This window comes from Streptomyces sp. SID13031, assembly GCF_010548305.1.
Classification (GTDB): Bacteria; Actinomycetota; Actinomycetes; order Propionibacteriales; family Kribbellaceae; genus Kribbella.
This window is the reverse complement of record NZ_JAAGLV010000012.1, coordinates 285766-302747: the sequence shown is the minus strand read 5'-3', so window position 1 is coordinate 302747 and position 16982 is coordinate 285766. Positions and strand designations below refer to the sequence as shown.

General features: G+C 67.8%; 13 protein-coding genes and 2 pseudogenes. 4 read left to right on the top strand and 11 right to left on the bottom strand.

The features are described from left to right. Positions 1–461: pseudogene (locus tag G3I17_RS24710) on the top strand (hypothetical protein); the annotation flags it as partial. Positions 462–1041: 580 nt separating this feature from the next. On the opposite strand, the gene serA reads toward G3I17_RS24710, so the two are convergent. From serA to ilvD, 6 genes and pseudogenes are all read right to left on the bottom strand, one after another. Next, positions 1042–2640 (bottom strand): phosphoglycerate dehydrogenase, encoded by a 1599-nt coding sequence (gene serA, locus G3I17_RS24705; protein WP_164599944.1) that lies wholly within the window; start codon positions 2638–2640, stop codon positions 1042–1044. 126 nt (positions 2641–2766) lie between these two features. Beyond that, positions 2767–3966: a trypsin-like peptidase domain-containing protein gene (locus tag G3I17_RS24700; RefSeq protein ID WP_164599942.1), complete on the bottom strand. Its 1200-nt coding sequence runs from the start codon at positions 3964–3966 to the stop codon at positions 2767–2769. 127 nt (positions 3967–4093) lie between these two features. Then, the gene (gene ilvC, locus G3I17_RS24695) at positions 4094–5113 is read right to left on the bottom strand and encodes a ketol-acid reductoisomerase (RefSeq protein ID WP_164599983.1); all 1020 of its coding nucleotides are present in this window, start codon (positions 5111–5113) and stop codon (positions 4094–4096) included. Positions 5114–5378: 265 nt separating this feature from the next. Continuing rightward, a pseudogene (ilvN, locus tag G3I17_RS24690) lies at positions 5379–5882 on the bottom strand (acetolactate synthase small subunit); the annotation flags it as partial. Continuing rightward, positions 5883–7631 carry an acetolactate synthase large subunit gene (locus G3I17_RS24685; RefSeq protein ID WP_164599939.1) on the bottom strand — a complete coding sequence of 583 codons (1749 nt, stop codon included), beginning with the start codon at positions 7629–7631 and terminating at the stop codon, positions 5883–5885. Positions 7632–7881: 250 nt separating this feature from the next. Then, on the bottom strand, positions 7882–9561 hold the full coding sequence (gene ilvD, locus G3I17_RS24680; RefSeq protein ID WP_164599938.1) for a dihydroxy-acid dehydratase: 1680 nt from the start codon (positions 9559–9561) through the stop codon (positions 7882–7884). A gap of 390 nt (positions 9562–9951) precedes the next feature. Here ilvD and G3I17_RS24675 point away from each other — a divergent pair, with 390 nt between their 5' ends. Beyond that, entirely contained in the window at positions 9952–10371 is a 420-nt protein-coding gene (locus G3I17_RS24675; RefSeq protein ID WP_164599937.1) for a CHAP domain-containing protein, read from the top strand. 69 nt (positions 10372–10440) lie between these two features. Here the strand turns inward: G3I17_RS24675 and G3I17_RS24670 are convergent, their stop codons facing one another. Genes G3I17_RS24670 through G3I17_RS24655 form a run of 4 tightly spaced genes read right to left on the bottom strand, consistent with a single transcriptional unit; the run spans position 10441 to position 13401 of the window. Continuing rightward, the gene (locus tag G3I17_RS24670; RefSeq protein WP_164599936.1) at positions 10441–10725 is read right to left on the bottom strand and encodes a ubiquitin-like small modifier protein 1; all 285 of its coding nucleotides are present in this window, start codon (positions 10723–10725) and stop codon (positions 10441–10443) included. Continuing rightward, positions 10725–11816: an exo-alpha-sialidase gene (locus tag G3I17_RS24665; protein WP_164599935.1), complete on the bottom strand. Its 1092-nt coding sequence runs from the start codon at positions 11814–11816 to the stop codon at positions 10725–10727. Before G3I17_RS24665 ends, G3I17_RS24670 begins: the two co-directional genes overlap by 1 nt. Before the next feature lie 52 nt (positions 11817–11868). Then, positions 11869–12798 carry a 2-hydroxyacid dehydrogenase gene (locus G3I17_RS24660; RefSeq protein ID WP_164599934.1) on the bottom strand — a complete coding sequence of 310 codons (930 nt, stop codon included), beginning with the start codon at positions 12796–12798 and terminating at the stop codon, positions 11869–11871. A gap of 60 nt (positions 12799–12858) precedes the next feature. After that, a complete protein-coding gene (locus G3I17_RS24655; protein ID WP_164599933.1) occupies positions 12859–13401 on the bottom strand; it encodes a TIGR03086 family metal-binding protein in 543 nt (180 codons plus the stop codon). Positions 13402–13597: 196 nt separating this feature from the next. Here G3I17_RS24655 and G3I17_RS24650 point away from each other — a divergent pair, with 196 nt between their 5' ends. Beyond that, positions 13598–14977, top strand: coding sequence for an FAD-binding oxidoreductase (locus tag G3I17_RS24650; RefSeq protein WP_203590673.1), 1380 nt, complete (start codon positions 13598–13600; stop codon positions 14975–14977). Continuing rightward, positions 14974–16263 (top strand): cyclopropane-fatty-acyl-phospholipid synthase family protein, encoded by a 1290-nt coding sequence (locus tag G3I17_RS24645; protein ID WP_164599932.1) that lies wholly within the window; start codon positions 14974–14976, stop codon positions 16261–16263. Before G3I17_RS24650 ends, G3I17_RS24645 begins: the two co-directional genes overlap by 4 nt. 155 nt (positions 16264–16418) lie before the next feature. Here G3I17_RS24645 and G3I17_RS24640 read toward each other — a convergent pair whose 3' ends face one another. Next, positions 16419–16940: a hypothetical protein gene (locus G3I17_RS24640; protein ID WP_164599931.1), complete on the bottom strand. Its 522-nt coding sequence runs from the start codon at positions 16938–16940 to the stop codon at positions 16419–16421. Between the last annotated feature and the right edge of the window lie 42 nt (positions 16941–16982).

Genomic DNA, 16982 nt, shown 5'->3' with positions numbered 1-16982 from the left:
TGGTGTTGTTGTGCGGTGCTCATCACCGCGCTGTCCATGCGGGTCACTGGTCGGTGAAGATCAGCGACGGCGTCATCCAGGTCACCCGCCCTGAGTGGACAGTCCCCACCCCCGGCCGCCTCACCATGCCGCCCCCGAAAACCCCACCCGCACCAGACACCACCCCGACACCGGGCACCACCCCGATACCTGAACCGGCGCCGCCCTGGGGCTGGGCCGCACCGGCACGCGCGTCCTCCCTGACACTGGAAGGAACCGCGGCCGGCTGGTTCGCCCCAACCGCCGCGGCCGCTGCCTGGTCTGTGAACGTCAACCCCGACAACCCACAGCCCGACCGGCTACGCCCCACTGCTCTCATCCGAGCCACGTCCCCAGCCGCAGACCTGTCCTGGCTCACCGCAGAATCCGTCGCCGACCTCGACCCCTGGGGCGAGACCGGCACGCCCTCCACCGGCCCGTAACCCCACCGCACCACGGCGTCCCGCCGCATCCCGTCCACCCAGCACCCGCCAACCTCCGGCCGGGCGCCAAGCCCCATGTCCGAACCCCGACCAGACCGCCGGCCCCACGTCCCCTGCCGTGCAGGGCGAACCACCGAGCCCCACCCACTAGCGCCATCAGCCTCCGACCGGACCCATCCACCCATACCCACCGCTGCTGGGGCCCGGCGTCACCGCCGGACAGGCCATTGCCCGACTGCCTCACCACCACCACAGCCTGGACCGACCGCTCCGACCTGTCCTCTGATCCCCCACTCAGAACGCAACTGCATCTTGCATCTGGCGAGGCGGCGGGAGGGCGACGTAGGAGCCGGGGTGGGGAGCAGGCGGCGTAGGAGCCGGCTTGGGCGGAGCACCACCCGCGCCGGAGCACCTGCCCGTAGCACCCGGAAAAGCAGGTGGGCCCAGACTCTCCCGGCGGGAGGAGTCTGGGCCCTGGCCGGCCGCCATGCGCCTGCGGGCGGCTGGCCGGACCTGTCTTGTGCTGTTCCAGTTTGCCCTTTCCCCGGGGTCTGCTGCGAGCCCGGGGGTGTTTAACTTCTCAGACCTCGAGATCGACCGCGCGTGCGGTGTCGGCCTGTACGGCGGTGGCGATGTCGTCCAGGACCGTCGACGGGATGCTGGAGTCGACGCTCAGGGCGACCAGCGCCTTGCCGCCCTTGCGGTCGCGGCTGACCTGCATGCCGGCGATGTTGATATCGGACTTGCCGAGGATCCCGCCGACCTGGCCGACGATGCCCGGGCGGTCCTCGTAGCTGAAGAACGCGAGGTGGGCGGCGAGCTCGACCTCGAGGTCGAAGCCGTCGATCTCGACCAGCCGCTCGGACTGCTTCACTCCGACCAGCGTGCCGGACACCGACACCTGACCGCCGTCGGCCAGGGTGCCGCGCAGGGTGATCAGGTTGCGGTGTTCCGGGCTGTCGTGGTCGGTGACGAGCCGGACCTCGAGGCCTCGCTCGGCCGCGAGCAGCGGGGCGTTCACGTAGGAGACGTTGTCCTCGACGACGTCGGCGAACACGCCCTTCAGCGCGGCCAGCTCGAGCACCTTCACGTCGTACTGCGTGATCTCGCCGCGCACCTCGACGTCGAGCTGCTGGGCGACTCCCCCGGCCAGCGCCGTGAAGATGCGGCCGAGCTTCTCGGTCAGGGCGATGCCGGGCCGGACGTCCTCGGCGATCACGCCGCCCTGGACGTTGACCGCGTCGGGCACGAGCTCACCGGACAGCGCGAGCCGGACTGACTTGGCGACGGCGATACCGGCCTTCTCCTGGGCTTCCTCGGTGGAGGCCCCCAGGTGCGGGGTGGCGACGACGTTCTCGAACTCGAACAGCGGGGAGTCGGTGCACGGCTCCTTGGCGAAGACGTCCAGGCCGGCCGCCGCGACGCGACCTTCCTTCAGCGCGCTGTACAGAGCGGCCTCGTCGACGATGCCGCCGCGGGCCGCGTTGACGATGATGACCTCGGGCTTCACCTTGTGCAGCTGCTCGTCGCCGATCAGGCCGATCGTCTCCGGCGTCTTCGGCAGGTGCACGGAGATGAAGTCGGACGCGGCCAGCAGCTCGTCCAGCGACGCGAGCCGGACGCCCATCTGGGCGGCACGGCCGGCCTGCACGTACGGGTCGTAGGCGATCACGTTCATGCCGAAGGCGGCCAGCCGCTGGGCGACCAGGACGCCGATCTTGCCCAGGCCGACGATGCCGACGGTCTTCTCGAACAGCTCGACACCGGAGAACTTCGACCGCTTCCACTCGCCGTTCTTCAGCGAGAGGTCGGCGGCCGGGACGCGACGGGCCGCGGCCAGCAGCAGCGCGACGGCGAGCTCGGCGGCGCTGACGATGTTGGAGGTCGGCGCGTTGACGACCATCACGCCGGCCTGAGTGGCGGCCTTCACATCGACGTTGTCCAGGCCGACGCCCGCGCGAGCGACGACCTTGAGCTTCTTGGCGGCGGCGAGCGCCTCGGCGTCCACCTTGGTGGCGCTGCGGATCAAGATGGCGTCGACGTCGGCGATGGCCGGGATCAGCTCGGCGCGGTCGGCGCCGTTGGCGTGCCGGATCTCGAAGTCGGGGCCGAGCGCCTCGACGGTGGCCGGGGAGAGTTCTTCGGCGATCAGGACGACAGGTCGGGCTGCGACAGTCATGGAGAATCTCCTGCAGAAGCGGTTGGGGGCTCGAAAAATCAGAGCACCGCGCTGTGCCCGCTGAGGACAACCTTACCTGGTCCGGGTTCCGGCCACCCGGAGGGTCTCATCCCAGTCGCAACCCACTCAGTCGCAACCACGTGGGGCCTGAACGGCGGCCGCCGAGTCGACCACGAGTTTCCCGTCCTCGCGGACGAGCCGGTACCGGTTGTCGATCCGGTTGCAGGTCTGCCCCCGGGCGCCGATGCTGTTCGGCGAGAACAGCGCGCTGTAGGTCATCCGGGCGTTGACGTACTCGCCCGACTGGGTCACCTCGGTGATCCGCGCCCCGAACAGATACGACGTCTGGTGCCGGTCGCGGTCCTGGGTCTCGGTGAGTGTCTTGGCCAGCCCGGCCGAGTAGAGCTCCCGGATCGCGGCGAAATCGTGCTTGTTGGTGGTGGTCGTGTAGTCGCCGAGCAGCTTCTGGACATCGGTTGCGAGCGGCGTGTTGGCCACGGCCAGCTCAGGCACGATCGGGAGCTGCGGCCCACGCGAGCGCTCGCAGGTACCACCGGGCTCCGGGGTGATGCCCTGCTGCCCTGTACCGGCGTACTGGCGCAGGTTTGCCACCGGGACAACCTTGGCCGTGGGCACCGTGTCGCCGGTGATGAGGCCGACCACCCGGCCCGAGTTGTCCAGCGCCGGTGCGCCGAGTTTGGTTGCGTTGAGCACCGATGGGAGCGGCTTGGGGTCCTTCGACGGGCCGAGCAGCTGGATGGTCTGCAACCCGTTGGCGATGAACCCGAGAACCGCCCGATCAGCCCCGCTGGCCGGCTCCTTCGAAGCGAGCTCCGCCGTCGGGTTGGGGAGCTGACCGAGCATCCGCAGTACTGCGACGCCGTCCGCGCTGCTGCCGAGCACGTTGGTCCGGCGGACGTCACCGGTGGACGTCACCAGCGCAACGGACATCGGCTGCTTGATCGCGGAGGCGGCGGTCAGTACGAGCCCGTCGTCGAGCAGCACTCCGGTCGCGACGCCAGTGCCCTCGCAGGTGGTGGCAAGGATCCGGACGACGCTCGGGCCGACTGTCCCCCGCACGTGCTCCACATCCATGGTCAGGCTGTCCTGGCGTACCAGCCAGCCGGCCCCCACGCCCAGGACCAGCACGAAAACGACCAACGGAACCACGAACCGCGGCCTGAATTTCGGCGGCAACGGCGGCTCGGTCGCCGCGGTCGCGATCGCCCGCCGCACCGGCGCCTCGACCGACGTCAGCGGCGCCAGCACTCCCGCGGGCACCCGCCGAGGCGGCTTCGGCAGCTCTCGCCTGCCGCTGTCCACCATCGACTACCCCCTGCTCACCCGCTTCGGCCGTTGCGTGACCGATTGTGTCAAACAACTGTGCCACCAGCGCGACGCCCGGCCACCTGTGAGGTGAGCCGGGCGTCGCCGTACTACGAAGTACCGGAGATCAGCGGGCAGCGCTGCCCTCGACGTAGTCGTCGTCGTGCGACTTGACCCACGCCATCAGCCCGCGGAGCTCCTTGCCCACGGCCTCGATCGGGTGCTCGGCGCTCTTCTTGCGGAACTCGGCGAACTCCGGCGCGCCGGCGTCCTGGTCGGCGATGAAGCGCGCCGCGAAGGTGCCGTCGGTGATGTCGGCGAGCACCTCCACCATCCGCTGCTTCACCGACGCGTCGATGATCCGCGGGCCCGACACGTAGTCGCCGTACTCGGCGGTGTCGGAGACGGACCAGCGCTGCTTGGCGATACCGCCTTCGTAGATCAGGTCGACGATCAGCTTGAGCTCGTGCAGGCACTCGAAGTACGCGACCTCGGGCTGGTAGCCGGCCTCGGTGAGCACCTCGAAGCCGGACTGGATCAGCTGCGAGACGCCACCACAGAGGACGGCCTGCTCACCGAACAGGTCGGTCTCGGTCTCCTCGGTGAAGGTGGTCTTGATGCCGCCGGCCCGCAGGCCGCCGATGCCCTTGGCGTAGGACAGCGCGAGGTCCCAGGCCTTGCCGGTCGGGTTCTGCTCGACGGCGACGAGCACCGGTACGCCGCGGCCCTCGGAGAACTCACGACGGACCAGGTGTCCCGGTCCCTTCGGAGCGACCATGAAGACGTCGACGCCGGCCGGGGGCTTGATGTAGCCGAACCGGATGTTGAAGCCGTGCCCGAAGACGAGCGCGTCGCCGTCGACCAGGTTCGGCTCGATGGCCTCCTTGTAGAGGGACCGCTGGGCCGGGTCCGGGGCGAGGACGACGATGACGTCGGCCTCCTCGCACGCCTCGAACGGGGTCAGCACGCGCAGGCCCTGGGCCTCCGCCTTGGCGCGGCTCTTCGAGCCCTCCGGCAGGCCGACCCGGACGTCGACGCCGGAGTCGCGCAGGGACAGCGCGTGGGCGTGGCCCTGGCTGCCGAAGCCGAGCACGGCCACGTTGCGGCCCTGGATCACCGACAGGTCGGCGTTGTCGTCATAGAACATTTCTGCTGCCACTTGGAGCTCGTCTCCTTGATTTCTTGGATGAGGGGTCGCTACGTCTGTACGTCGGCGCCCGCCGGACTGGTTCCGTTCAGGCCTGGCGGGCCGGGGCTGGGCGATGACCCGGAGGGGGCGCCGGTACCGGGTGGTGCGGTGAGGTGCTCGGGGTGCTGTTCGCAGTACTGGGGGTGCTGGTCTCCGACCCCGCCGGGCGGGCCTGCAAGGTCGGCGATCCGGTGGCTACGTGTGGCGGCGGCACCGGGACCGGGCGCAGGGTGCGGTCGGAGATGGAGCGGCTCCCCCGGCCGATCGCGACCATGCCGGACTGGACCAGCTCGCGGACGCCGAAGGGTTCCAGCACCCGGAGCATGGCTTCGAGCTTCTCGGGGTTGCCGGTGGCCTCGATGGTGATCGCGTCCGGAGTAACGTCCACCACCTTCGCACGGAACAGCTGGACGGTCTCCAGCACCTGCCCCCTGCTCAGAGTGTCCGCTTTCACCTTGACCAGCAGCAGTTCACGCTGCACGGTCGCGGTCGGGTCCAGTTCGACGATCTTGATCACGTTGATCAGCTTGTTGAGCTGCTTGGTGATCTGCTCCAAAGGCTGCTCGTCCACGCTGACCGCGATGGTCATCCGGGAGACCTCGGGGTGCTCGGTCGGCCCGACGGCCAGGGAGTCGATGTTGAACCCGCGCCGCGAGATCAGCGCCGCCACCCGGGCCAGCACGCCGTGCTTGTTCTCGACCAGGATCGAAAGTGTGTGCTTGGACATCTACCGCTCCTCCTCATCCCACTTCGGCGCCATGTCGCGGGCGATCTGGATATCGTCGTTGCTGGCGCCGGCCGCGACCATCGGCCAGACCATCGCGTCGCGGTGCACGACGAAGTCGACCACGACGGGCTGGTCGGTGACCGACATCGCCTTGTCGATGGTGGCGTCGACGGACTCCTTGTCGGAGCAGCGCAGTCCGACGCAGCCCATCGCCTCGGCCAGCTTGGCGAAGTCGGGGATCCGGGCCGAGTGCAGGTCGGTGTTGGAGTAGCGCTTGTCGTAGAACATCGTCTGCCACTGGCGAACCATGCCCAGCGACTGGTTGTTGATCACGGCAACCTTGATCGGGATGCCCTCCAGCGCGCAGGTGACCAGCTCCTGGTTCGTCATCTGGAAACAGCCGTCACCGTCGATCGCCCAGACCGTCTTGTCCGGCCGGGCGACCTTCGCGCCCATCGCCGCGGGCACGGAGTACCCCATGGTGCCGAGGCCACCGGAGTTGAGCCAGTGCAACGGCTTCTCGAACGGCAGGTAGTGCGCGGCCCACATCTGGTGCTGGCCGACGCCGCTGGTGTAGATCGCGTCCGGGCCGGCGATCTGGCCGATCCGCTGGATCACGTGCTGCGGCGACAGGCTGCCGTCCTCCGGCTCGTCGAAGCCGACCGGGTACTTCGCCTTGACCGAGTCGAGCAGGCCGCGCCAGGCCGAGTAGTCCGGCGACCTGCCGTTGCTCGCGATCTCACTGTTCAGCGCGGCGATCAGATCGACGATGACCTCTTTGCAGTCACCCACGATCGGAACGTCGGCGTGCCGGTTCTTGCCGATCTCGGCCGGGTCGATATCCGCGTGGATGACCTTGGCCTCGGGGGCGAACGAGCTCAGCTTGCCGGTCACCCGGTCGTCGAACCGCGCGCCCAGACAGATCAGCAGGTCAGAACGCTGGAGCGCGCCGACGGCCGAGACTGTGCCGTGCATCCCCGGCATCCCGAAGTGCAGCTCGTGCGAGTCGGGCAACGCGCCCCGCGCCATCAGCGTGGTGACGACCGGGATGCCGTGCTGCTCGGCGAGGTCCTTCAGCTCGGCGTGCGCCTTAGCGCGGATCACGCCACCGCCGACGTACAGGACCGGCTTCTCGGCGGCGGCGATCAGCCGGGCCGCCTCGCGCACCTGCTTGGGGTGCGGGCGGGTCACCGGGCGGTAGCCGGGCAGCGAGAGCTCGGTCGGCCAGCGGAAGTCGACCATGGCCTGCATCGCGTCCTTGGTGACGTCGACCAGTACCGGGCCGGGGCGACCGGTCGAGGCGATGTGGAAGGCCTCGGCGATCGTACTGGCGATGTCGTTCGGGTCGTTGACGAGAAAGTTGTGCTTGGTGATCGGCATCGTGATGCCGCGGATGTCCGCCTCCTGGAAGGCGTCGGTGCCGATCGACGCGCTCGCGACCTGCCCGGTGATCGCCACCAGCGGCACCGAGTCCATGTACGCGTCGGCGATCGGCGTCACCAGGTTGGTCGCGCCCGGGCCGGAGGTCGCCATGCAGACGCCGGTCTTGCCGGTCGCCGAGGCGTAACCCTGGGCGGCGTGGCCGGCGCCCTGCTCGTGACGTACCAGGATGTGGCGGATCTGGGTCGAGTCGAGCATCGGGTCGTACGCCGGGAGGATCGCGCCGCCCGGGATGCCGAAGACGGTGTCCACTCCGGCATGTTCCAGTGCGCGGATCAGAGCCTGTGCCCCGGTCAGCTGCTCACTCATGGTGCCTTCCCTTGGTCGTCACTGCTTCTGCTCCACAAAAGACTGCTGCTGCTACACAAAAGCAAACGCCCCCTCCGCCGGGTGGGCTGAGGGGGCGCGCTCGACTCGAAGGTCGCGTCAGTCGGCGCGCCGCACAAGTACGAGAAGAATCGATCGCATGCAGTCACCTTCGCCGACTCCTCTCGATCCGGTCAAGCCTGACACGATTCCATCTCATTAGCTGAGATGGTCGTCTTACGTTTAGGTCAGTTTAGGAGATGCACACGGCGCCCTGGGAGGCGGAGGTGACGAGACGCCGGTACTTGCCGAGCACGCCCCTGGTGATCGCGGGCTCCTTCGGGGTCCAGCCTTTGGCACGTCTTTGGAGTTCGTCGGCCTCGACGTGCAGGTCGAGGGTGCGGTTCTTGACGTCCAGCGTGATCCGGTCGCCGTCCCGGACGAACGCGATCGGGCCACCGTCGACAGCCTCGGGCGCGACATGGCCGACGCACAATCCCGTCGTACCGCCGGAGAACCGTCCGTCGGTCAGCAGGAGCACGTCCTTGCCGAGGCCGGCGCCCTTGATCGCGCCGGTGACGGCGAGCATCTCGCGCATCCCCGGACCACCCTTCGGCCCTTCGTAGCGGATCACCACGACATCGCCGGCCTTCAGTTCCCCGACGGCATCCATCGCGCCTCGCTCGCCGTCGAACACACGCGCAGTACCTTCGAAGACGTCTTCATCGAAACCAGCACTTTTCACCACGGCGCCATCCGGGGCGAGGCTGCCCTTGAGGATGGTGATGCCGCCGGTGCCGTGGATCGGCTTGTCCAGCGCACGGATGATCGTTCCGTCGACGTCCGGCGGGGCGATGTCGGCGAGGTTCTCGGCCATCGTCTTGCCGGTCACCGTCAGGCAATCGCCGTGCAGCAGCCCTGCGTCGAGCAACGCACGCATGACGACCGGGATGCCACCGACGCGGTCGACATCGGTCATCACGTAGCGGCCGAACGGCTTCAGGTCGCCCAGGTGCGGGACCTTGTCGCCGACCCGGTTGAAGTCGTCGAGGGTCAGGTCGACCTCGGCCTCGCGGGCGATCGCGAGCAGGTGCAGGACCGCGTTGGTCGAGCCGCCGAGCGCCATCACGACGGCGATCGCGTTCTCGAACGCCTCTTTGGTGAGGATCTGGCGGGCCGTGATGCCCTTCGTCAGCAGGTTGACCACCGCCTCACCGGACTTCCGCGCGAAGCCGTCCCGCCGCCGGTCGACCGCGGGCGGCGCCGCCGAACCGGGCAGCGACATCCCGAGCGCTTCGGCCGCGGACGCCATCGTGTTCGCCGTGTACATGCCACCGCAGGCGCCCTCACCCGGGCAGATCGCGCGCTCGACGGCGTCGACCTCTTCGCGGGTGATCAAGCCGCGCACGCAGGCCCCGACGGCCTCGAACGCGTCGATGATGGTGACGTCCTTGTCGCCGAGCTTGCCCGGCATGATCGACCCGGCGTACAGGAAGACTGATGCCAGGTCGAGCCGCGCGGCAGCCATCAGCATGCCGGGCAGCGACTTGTCACAGCCGGCCAGCAGGACCGAGCCGTCGAGCCGCTCGGCCTCCATCACCGTCTCGACCGAGTCGGCGATGATCTCCCGGCTGACCAGCGAGTAGTGCATGCCGACGTGGCCCATCGAGATCCCGTCGGACACGCTGATCGTGCCGAACTCGAGCGGGTACCCCTTGGCGGCATGAACACCGTCCTTGACCGCCTTCGCAAGCCGGTCCAGCGACAGGTTGCACGGCGTGATCTCGTTCCAGCTCGACGCCACCCCGATCTGCGGCTTCACCCAGTCGTCGTCCCCCATCCCGACGGCCCGCAACATCCCCCGCGAGGCCGTCGCCTCCAGCCCATCGGTGACCGTCCGGCTCCGCGGCTTGATATCAGGCGTGTTCGACATACCGCTCACTGTAAGAGCGAACCCCGGACAAGACTCCCGACCCCCTACCCAGTACTACGCCACCCGCCGCCGCCGAACAGCCAACCCCGCCCAGCAGCCGACCCTGGGTCCGAGCCCACCACTGGTGGGCTCGGACAGGAAACGGCGGCCGTGAACAAAGCCTGCCTTGTCCTGACCCACCGCAAGGTGTCCAAGGTCGCCACAACCGACGCCCGGGGTTGCTCTCCGGCCGAGAACAGCAGGACCCACATTCCGTAGTTAAAGAATTACCACGAGTTGCTTTTGTTGGTAACTATGCAACAGGCTGTGCGGGCCGAGCAGTTCACGCCGCTGTGAGGCGGGCCCTGGGGGGTGGCGTGTGTTCCTACACACCACAGAAGGAGTCTCTCGATGCGCCCCTCTTTGAAGAAGCTCGCCCCTGCCCTGTTGCTGGGCAGCGCTCTGCTCTCCGCCGGCTCGGTCACCGCGGCCGCAGTACCGGCTGCTCCTGCTCCCACTGCCGTCGCTGACATCACCATCCCCAACTACGGCTTCACCGGTGACATCTACACGTGGGGTCGCGGCAAAGGCCGGGCTCACTCCACCAACACCGGCGTGCAACCCGGCGACATCGTGCTCTACGGCACCGGTCCGCAGAACACGAGTACCAGCGTGCACACCGGCGTAGTGGTTGCTGTCGGCAACGGCAAGATCACCACCGTGGAAGGCAATGCGAGCAACGCAGTACGGAAGTTCGGCCCGTTCGACCCGACCCGCGCCAAGGCCGCCGGCCGTCCTGGCAACATTTACGGCTGGGTAGCCGCGCAGTAATTCGCTAGGTGGCCATCCAACGTGCCTGGATGGCGCCACCCACCTGCGCCGGGCGGTCTTCGGACCAGGTCAGCCGCCTGCGACGCTCGGGAGGATCAGGAGTTCGTCGCCGTCGGACAGTGGGGTGTCGAGGGCGTTCAGGTCGCGGACGTTGTCGCTGCCCAGGAAGACGTTGACGTGGCGGCGGAGAGCGCCCTGGTCGTCGGTAAGGCGACGGCGCAGGGCGGGATGCTCCGCCTCCAGCGCGGCGAAGACCGACCCGACGGTGGCGTCGCCGGAGACCTCGACCTGCACCTGCTCCGCTCCCCCGGCGAACGGTCTCAGCACCGCCGGGAGCTTCACCGCCACGGCCATCAGCCGAGTACCGCGGCGCGCACGGTCAGTACGTCGGGGAGATGGCGCGCCACCTCGGTCCAGGTATCGCCCGCATCGGCGCTCGCATAGACGCAGCCGTCACGGGTGCCGACATAAACCCCTGCGGGATCCGCCTGGTCCACGCACAGAGCGTCTCGCAGTACGGGCGCGTATGACGGGACGTCGGGCAGACCGTTCGTGAGCGCCTCCCAGGTCGCCCCGGCGTCGCGGGACCGGTAGACGCGGCATTTCGCGTCGGTGGGGATCCGGTTCCCGTCGGCGATCAGCGGGAAGACGTACACGGTCGCCGGCTCGTGCGGGTGCACCACGATCGGGAAGCCGAAGTCCGAGGGCAGGCCGTCCGCGATCGACTTCCAGATTGCGCCGCCGTCGTCGGACCGGTAGACGCCATGGTGGTTCTGGGCGAACAGCCGCTCCGGTACGCCGGGATGCCCCGCCAGCTTGTGGACGCACTGGCCGAACTCCGGATCCGGGTCGGGCATGAAGTGCGCCTTGATGCCGTGGTTCGCCGGCTCCCAGGAGTCGCCGCCGTCCGTGGTCTGGTAGACCCCGCCGGTCGACATCGCCACGCTCATCCGTTGTGGATCGGTGGGGTGCGGGAGCACGGTGTGGATCGCCTGGCCGCCGAAGCCGGCGCCCCAGTCCTTGCGGTGCGGGTGGTCCCACAGCCCGCGGACCAACTCGAAACGGACTCCCCCATCCGTCGACCTCCAGAGCGAGGACGGCTGCGCACCGGCGTACACGACTCCGGGCTGCTCCTCGGGCGCCGGCTGGATCTGCCAGACGCGCTCCAGTGACGCCTCGGCGCCGGCCGGGAAGCCGATCGAGCCCTCCGGCGGCTCGTCCCAGGTCTGGCCGAGGTCGTCGGAGTGGAAGACGGCCGGGCCCCAGTGCTCACTGGTGCCACCCGCGAAGAGCCGCGGCCGATCGCCGCGGGTGTCGATGCCGACCGAGTAGACACCCTGCATCTCGAACTGCGGTCCGTCGAGCGTCCACTCGCGGCGCTCGGTGTCGCTCCGGCCGATCCAGAGCCCCTTCTTGGTCCCGATCAGCAATACGGCCTCGGACATCTTTGTCCTCCTCCATCGGTGATGCACGGCGTGTGCCGCGCGGTAGGTCTGATTAGCGAGGCGGCCCCGCGACGACGTTGATCAGCGGTTGGCCAGTGGCATAGCGCTCGAGTTGGGCGCGGACGAGGCGGGCGACGCGTGGGGAGAATGCGGTCGAGGCGCCGCCGCGGTGGGGGTTGATCAGGATGTTCGGCGCGGACCACAGAGGATGTCCGGCCGGGAGCGGTTCGGGGTCTGTCACGTCGACGGCCGCGCGGATCCGCTCGGTCTTCAGCTCAGCGAGCAGGGCGTCGGTGTCGACCACGACCCCGCGCGCGACGTTGACCAGCAGCGCGCCGTCCTTGAGCTGAGCGAGGAACTTCCCGTCGACCATCCCACGCGTCTCGGCGGTCGCCGGCGTCAGCAATACGACGACATCCGCCCGCGGCAACAGCTCTGGCAGCTCAGCGATCGCGTGGACGCCGTCGCGCGCCCGCCGCGCGACCCGGACGATCTCGCACTCGAACCCGTCAAGCCGCCGCTCCAGCGCCTCACCGATCGAGCCGTACCCGAGGATCAGCACGGTCCGGTCGGCGAGCGAGTCATCCAGCTCCTGGTACTCCGAGGGCCACTCGCCACGCTCCTGGTTCTTCACCGCGCGCGGCAGTCGCCGGTACGACGCCAGGATCAGCCCGACGGCCAGCTCGGCCGTGGAGGCGTCGTGGACACCCCGCGCGTTGCACAAGGTGACCCCCTCGCGCAGGTGCGGCAGCAGATTCTCGTAGCCCGCGGTCTGGGTCTGGATGACCTTCAGCGCAGGCATCTCACCGACAACCTCGATCACCTCGGACGAGCCCATGTAGCCCGGCACGTAGAACTCGACCGAGTCCAGCGCCGGCCGCTCGCCGCCCGCGTAATACTGCGCGTCGATCCCCGCCGGCAACCCGCCAAGGAACCCAGCCGGGTCCTCCCACGGCAACAACGCCTTCACCACATCACCCATGCCCCGCAACTTACTCGCACCTCCCGACAGATTTCTTCGGCCGACCACTACGGCTCCGTACTACGGCCGTCTGCCGGCGATGCCCACCAGCCGATCCATCAGTGGCGCCTCGGCGTGGACCTCGACGGGCGGACCCCACAGCTCGGGAACGGGCGGCTGGGCAAGGAACCCGGCCACATGGTCGTAGCACGCTTGCGTCGTTTCCTCTGGCAGGACGAAGGGCAGTCCAGTCGCCTTCGAGAGGTCCCACCCGTGGACGACAACCTCGGTCAACGCGATCCTGCCCCACACCTCGTTCGGCAACTCCAGCCCACCGAGGTCGGCCTGGCCGGCCCAGGCAGCCGGGTCATCCCAGGCTTTTCCCAGCACGTGCAGCCGGTGCCCGAGGACCTGCCGCCAGTCGCCGTCGAAGTCGAGCGCCGCGCCCGCAGCCTCATCCACAGTGCTCGCCGCCTGCGCGAACCCTCGGGCCCCTTCGTCCACGTGGTCGAGCAGGTATCGCACGCTGTACTGCGTGCACGGCGTCCGGTTGCCGAGCTGGTCGCCGCCGATGCGCGCTACCAGTTCGCTGAGCCGCCGGCAGGCGGGTTGCAGGTCGATCATGGGCTTCTCCTCCGCTTCTCCAAGGCTCTGTCACCTGGTACGTCGGAGCCGGTACCGGCTCCTCGACATCGGCTCCTTCGTGCCCTCCTATTACAGCGGACCACTGGACCGGGTGGTCCTAAAGTGCACCCCGGGTGCACTACGGGTGCACGGAGAATTCCGTGCCGGGGACGATTTCGCGTCGTACTCTGAACAGGTGCCCACGACATCGGATCTGGCCTCGACTCTCGATCACGATCAGGCCGTAGGGCGGCTGCGGTCGTCCTACCAGCGCATCCCGGCGGGAGCTCCGGTCCGCCTCGCGAAGCGCAGCTCCAACCTGTTCAGGCCCAGAACGGCGGTGGAATCCCCGGGGTTGGACGTGTCCGGGCTGACCGGGGTGATCTCGGTCGACCCAGTCGGTCGTACAGCCGATGTCCAGGGCATGTGCACGTACGAGGACCTCGTCGCCGCGACCCTGCCGCACGGGCTGATGCCGATGGTGGTGCCGCAACTGCGCACGATCACGCTCGGCGGCGCCGTGACCGGCCTCGGGATCGAGTCGTCGTCGTTCCGAGCCGGTCTCCCCCACGAATCCGTCCTCGAGATGGACATCCTGACCGGCGCCGGCGAGATCGTCACCGCACGCCCCGACGGCGAGCACGCGGACCTGTTCCGGACCTTCCCCAACTCCTACGGCTCCCTCGGCTACGCCACCCGCCTGCGGATCGAGCTCGACCCCATCTCCCCGTACGTCGCCCTGCGGCACGTCCGCCTCGGCCTCGACGAGCTAGGCCCGGCGATCGAGTCGATCGTTGCTGATGGCACCTATGCCGGCGAGCCGGTGCACTTCGTCGACGGCGTCGCCTTCAGCCCCGATGAGGCCTACCTGACGCTCGGGCGGAACAGCGATACCGCACTCGAGGTGAGCGACTACACCGGGCAGCAGATCTTCTACCAGTCGATCCAGCAACGATCGACGGATGCGCTGACCGCTCATGACTATCTGTGGCGCTGGGACACCGACTGGTTCTGGTGCTCGGCGGCCTTCGGCGCGCAGAACCCGTATGTCCGGCGAGTCTGGCCGCGCCGGCTGCGGCGCAGCGACGTCTACCACAAGATCATCGGCCTCGAGAACCGCCATCAAGTTGCCGCGCGCATCAATCGGCGGCGCGGCAACGCGGATCGCGAGCGGGTCGTCCAGGACGTCGAGATCCCCGCGTCGCAGCTGGCCGGCTTCCTGCGCTGGTTCGACGCCGAGGTCGGGATGCGGCCCGTCTGGCTGTGCCCACTACGACTTCGCGGCAGCGAATCTTGGCCGCTGTATCCGCTTGAGCCCGGCGAGACCTACGTGAACGTGGGCTTCTGGGGCACCGTCGCGATCGCGCCGGGCGCCTCCGACGGTGACGTGAACCGCCGCATCGAGGCCGCCGTCGCCGACTTCGACGGGCACAAGTCGCTGTACTCCGACGCCTACTACGACCGAGACACCTTCGACCGGCTCTACAACGTACCGGCCCTGACCGAGGTGAAAGAACGCTACGACCCCGACGCCCGGCTCACCGGGCTCTACGAGAAGGCGGTGACGCGCCGATGACGGCAACGATCTCGACGCAGGTTTCGATCGCGGAAGCACTCACTGCGGTGGCACCGGAAGGACTTCCCTTCCGCTTCACCGCGTACGACGGCAGCGCGGCCGGGCCCGAGGACTCCCCAATCCACATGCACCTGGCGACCGAGCGCGGCCTGTCCTACGTGCTGACGGCACCCGGTGACCTGGGCATGGTCCGTGCCTACGTGCAGGGCGACCTGGAGATCACGGGCAGCCACCCAGGCGATCCGTACGACCTGATGCGGATGATGCTCAACCAGCTGCACTTCGAGCGGCCGACCCCGTCGGAGGCGTTGCGAATCGTCCGCGGTCTCGGCTGGAGCCACCTCAAACCGCCGCCCCCACCGCCTCAGGAGCACCTGCCGAAGTGGCGCCGTACCTTCGAAGGCCTCCGCCACTCGAAGAACCGCGACAAGGCCGCGATCCACCACCACTACGACGTCTCGAACACTTTCTACGAGTACGTCCTAGGCCCGTCGATGACCTACACCTGCGCCGTCTACCCCACCGCGGATGCGACCTTGGAGCAGGCTCAGTTCGAGAAGTACGACCTGGTAGCCCGCAAACTCGATCTCAAGCCAGGCCAGCGACTCCTGGACGTCGGTTGCGGCTGGGGAGGCATGGTCCGCCACGCAGCCCGCGAGTACGGCGTGAAAACCCTAGGCGTAACCCTCTCAGCAGCCCAAGCCGAATGGGCCCAAGCCGCGATCAAACGCGAAGGCCTCGAAGACCTGGCCGAAGTCCGCTTCTCCGACTACCGAGACGTCTCCGAACGCGACTTCGACGCCATCAGCTCCATCGGCCTGACAGAACACATCGGCGTACGCAACTACCCAACCTATTTCGGCTTCCTCCTGGACAGACTGAAGCCCGGCGGCCGCCTCCTGAACCACACCATCACCCGCCCAGACAACCGCTACCGCAGTACCGGCGCCTTCATCGACCGCTACATCTTCCCCGACGGCGAACTCATCGGCTCCGGCCGAATCATCGCCGACGCCCAAGACGCCGGCTTCGAAGTCCGCCACGAAGAAAACCTCCGAGAGCACTACGCCCTCACCTTGGCCGCCTGGTCCGAAAACCTGGTAGCCCACTGGGACGAAGCAGTAGCCGAAGTCGGCTACGCCACCGCCAAGGTCTGGGGCCTCTACCTAGCGGCTTGCCGAGTCGGCTTCGAACGCAACAACACCCAACTCCACCAAGTCCTAGCAGTAAAACTAGACGACGAAGCCAACGCCCACTTCCCCCTCCGCCCCACCTGGGGCAGCTAGCCAAAGTGGCTCCAGCGAACGCGCTGGAGCCTCTTCAGGTCACTTGCCGGGTGCCTGTCTACAGGGCGAAGCCGCCGCCACGCGAGAAGACGGTCCATCACGTCCGGCCTCCGGAGACTCCAGCCGACCGCCGGGCAACCTTCCCAGGGCATGTATCAATCGAGTTCATAACGGACCGCTTCACCATGACCCAGGATCGGCACACCTTCGTTCTGCAACTGCTTTGCACCAGGTCCATAAAGATGCCCGTCGTCCCGAGTACGTGTTCCAGTCACAGTGTTAACAACCCAAGCACCCCTGGCGAGCGACCTATGCAGGTCATTTCTCACCTTCTTCCACATCCGCATCGCAACTCCGTCGTCTGTCATCGCACCAAGCAATGACTCACGCAAACCCCGCGGATCTTGTCGGCCAAGCGCGACGAGCAGGCCTGTCGAATTTCTGTCGATGAAACTCGAAGCAGACGAAACCGACAGATCAACGGTCCCGCGCTGCAGCGAGATGCGATTCAAGGACTGCAGAGCAGTTGAGCTCAAATCCTCCTTCAGGAGATCGGCTCGATAGTTTGGAAAAAATTGCTCTCCCACTACCTTCACCTGCAACTCAGCTACCCAGGGAGACAGCAACGAAGAAATATCATCCCGCGAACCATGAAAACTCAAGGTCGTTTTCATCATGATTTATCAATTGTACGCTTCGAAGCGCATCTCAGACCGGCG

Bases quoted from the DNA above. Each gene is read 5' to 3' on its own strand.
- serA (WP_164599944.1), bottom strand. From the start codon at position 2,640: ATGACTGTCGCAGCCCGACCTGTCGTCCTGATCGCCGAAGAACTCTCC.
- G3I17_RS24700 (WP_164599942.1), bottom strand. From the start codon at position 3,966: ATGGTGGACAGCGGCAGGCGAGAGCTGCCGAAGCCGCCTCGGCGGGTG.
- ilvC (WP_164599983.1), bottom strand. From the start codon at position 5,113: ATGTTCTATGACGACAACGCCGACCTGTCGGTGATCCAGGGCCGCAAC.
- G3I17_RS24685 (WP_164599939.1), bottom strand. From the start codon at position 7,631: ATGAGTGAGCAGCTGACCGGGGCACAGGCTCTGATCCGCGCACTGGAA.
- ilvD (WP_164599938.1), bottom strand. From the start codon at position 9,561: ATGTCGAACACGCCTGATATCAAGCCGCGGAGCCGGACGGTCACCGAT.
- G3I17_RS24675 (WP_164599937.1), top strand. From the start codon at position 9,952: ATGCGCCCCTCTTTGAAGAAGCTCGCCCCTGCCCTGTTGCTGGGCAGC.
- G3I17_RS24670 (WP_164599936.1), bottom strand. From the start codon at position 10,725: ATGGCCGTGGCGGTGAAGCTCCCGGCGGTGCTGAGACCGTTCGCCGGG.
- G3I17_RS24665 (WP_164599935.1), bottom strand. From the start codon at position 11,816: ATGTCCGAGGCCGTATTGCTGATCGGGACCAAGAAGGGGCTCTGGATC.
- G3I17_RS24660 (WP_164599934.1), bottom strand. From the start codon at position 12,798: ATGGGTGATGTGGTGAAGGCGTTGTTGCCGTGGGAGGACCCGGCTGGG.
- G3I17_RS24655 (WP_164599933.1), bottom strand. From the start codon at position 13,401: ATGATCGACCTGCAACCCGCCTGCCGGCGGCTCAGCGAACTGGTAGCG.
- G3I17_RS24645 (WP_164599932.1), top strand. From the start codon at position 14,974: ATGACGGCAACGATCTCGACGCAGGTTTCGATCGCGGAAGCACTCACT.
- G3I17_RS24640 (WP_164599931.1), bottom strand. From the start codon at position 16,940: ATGATGAAAACGACCTTGAGTTTTCATGGTTCGCGGGATGATATTTCT.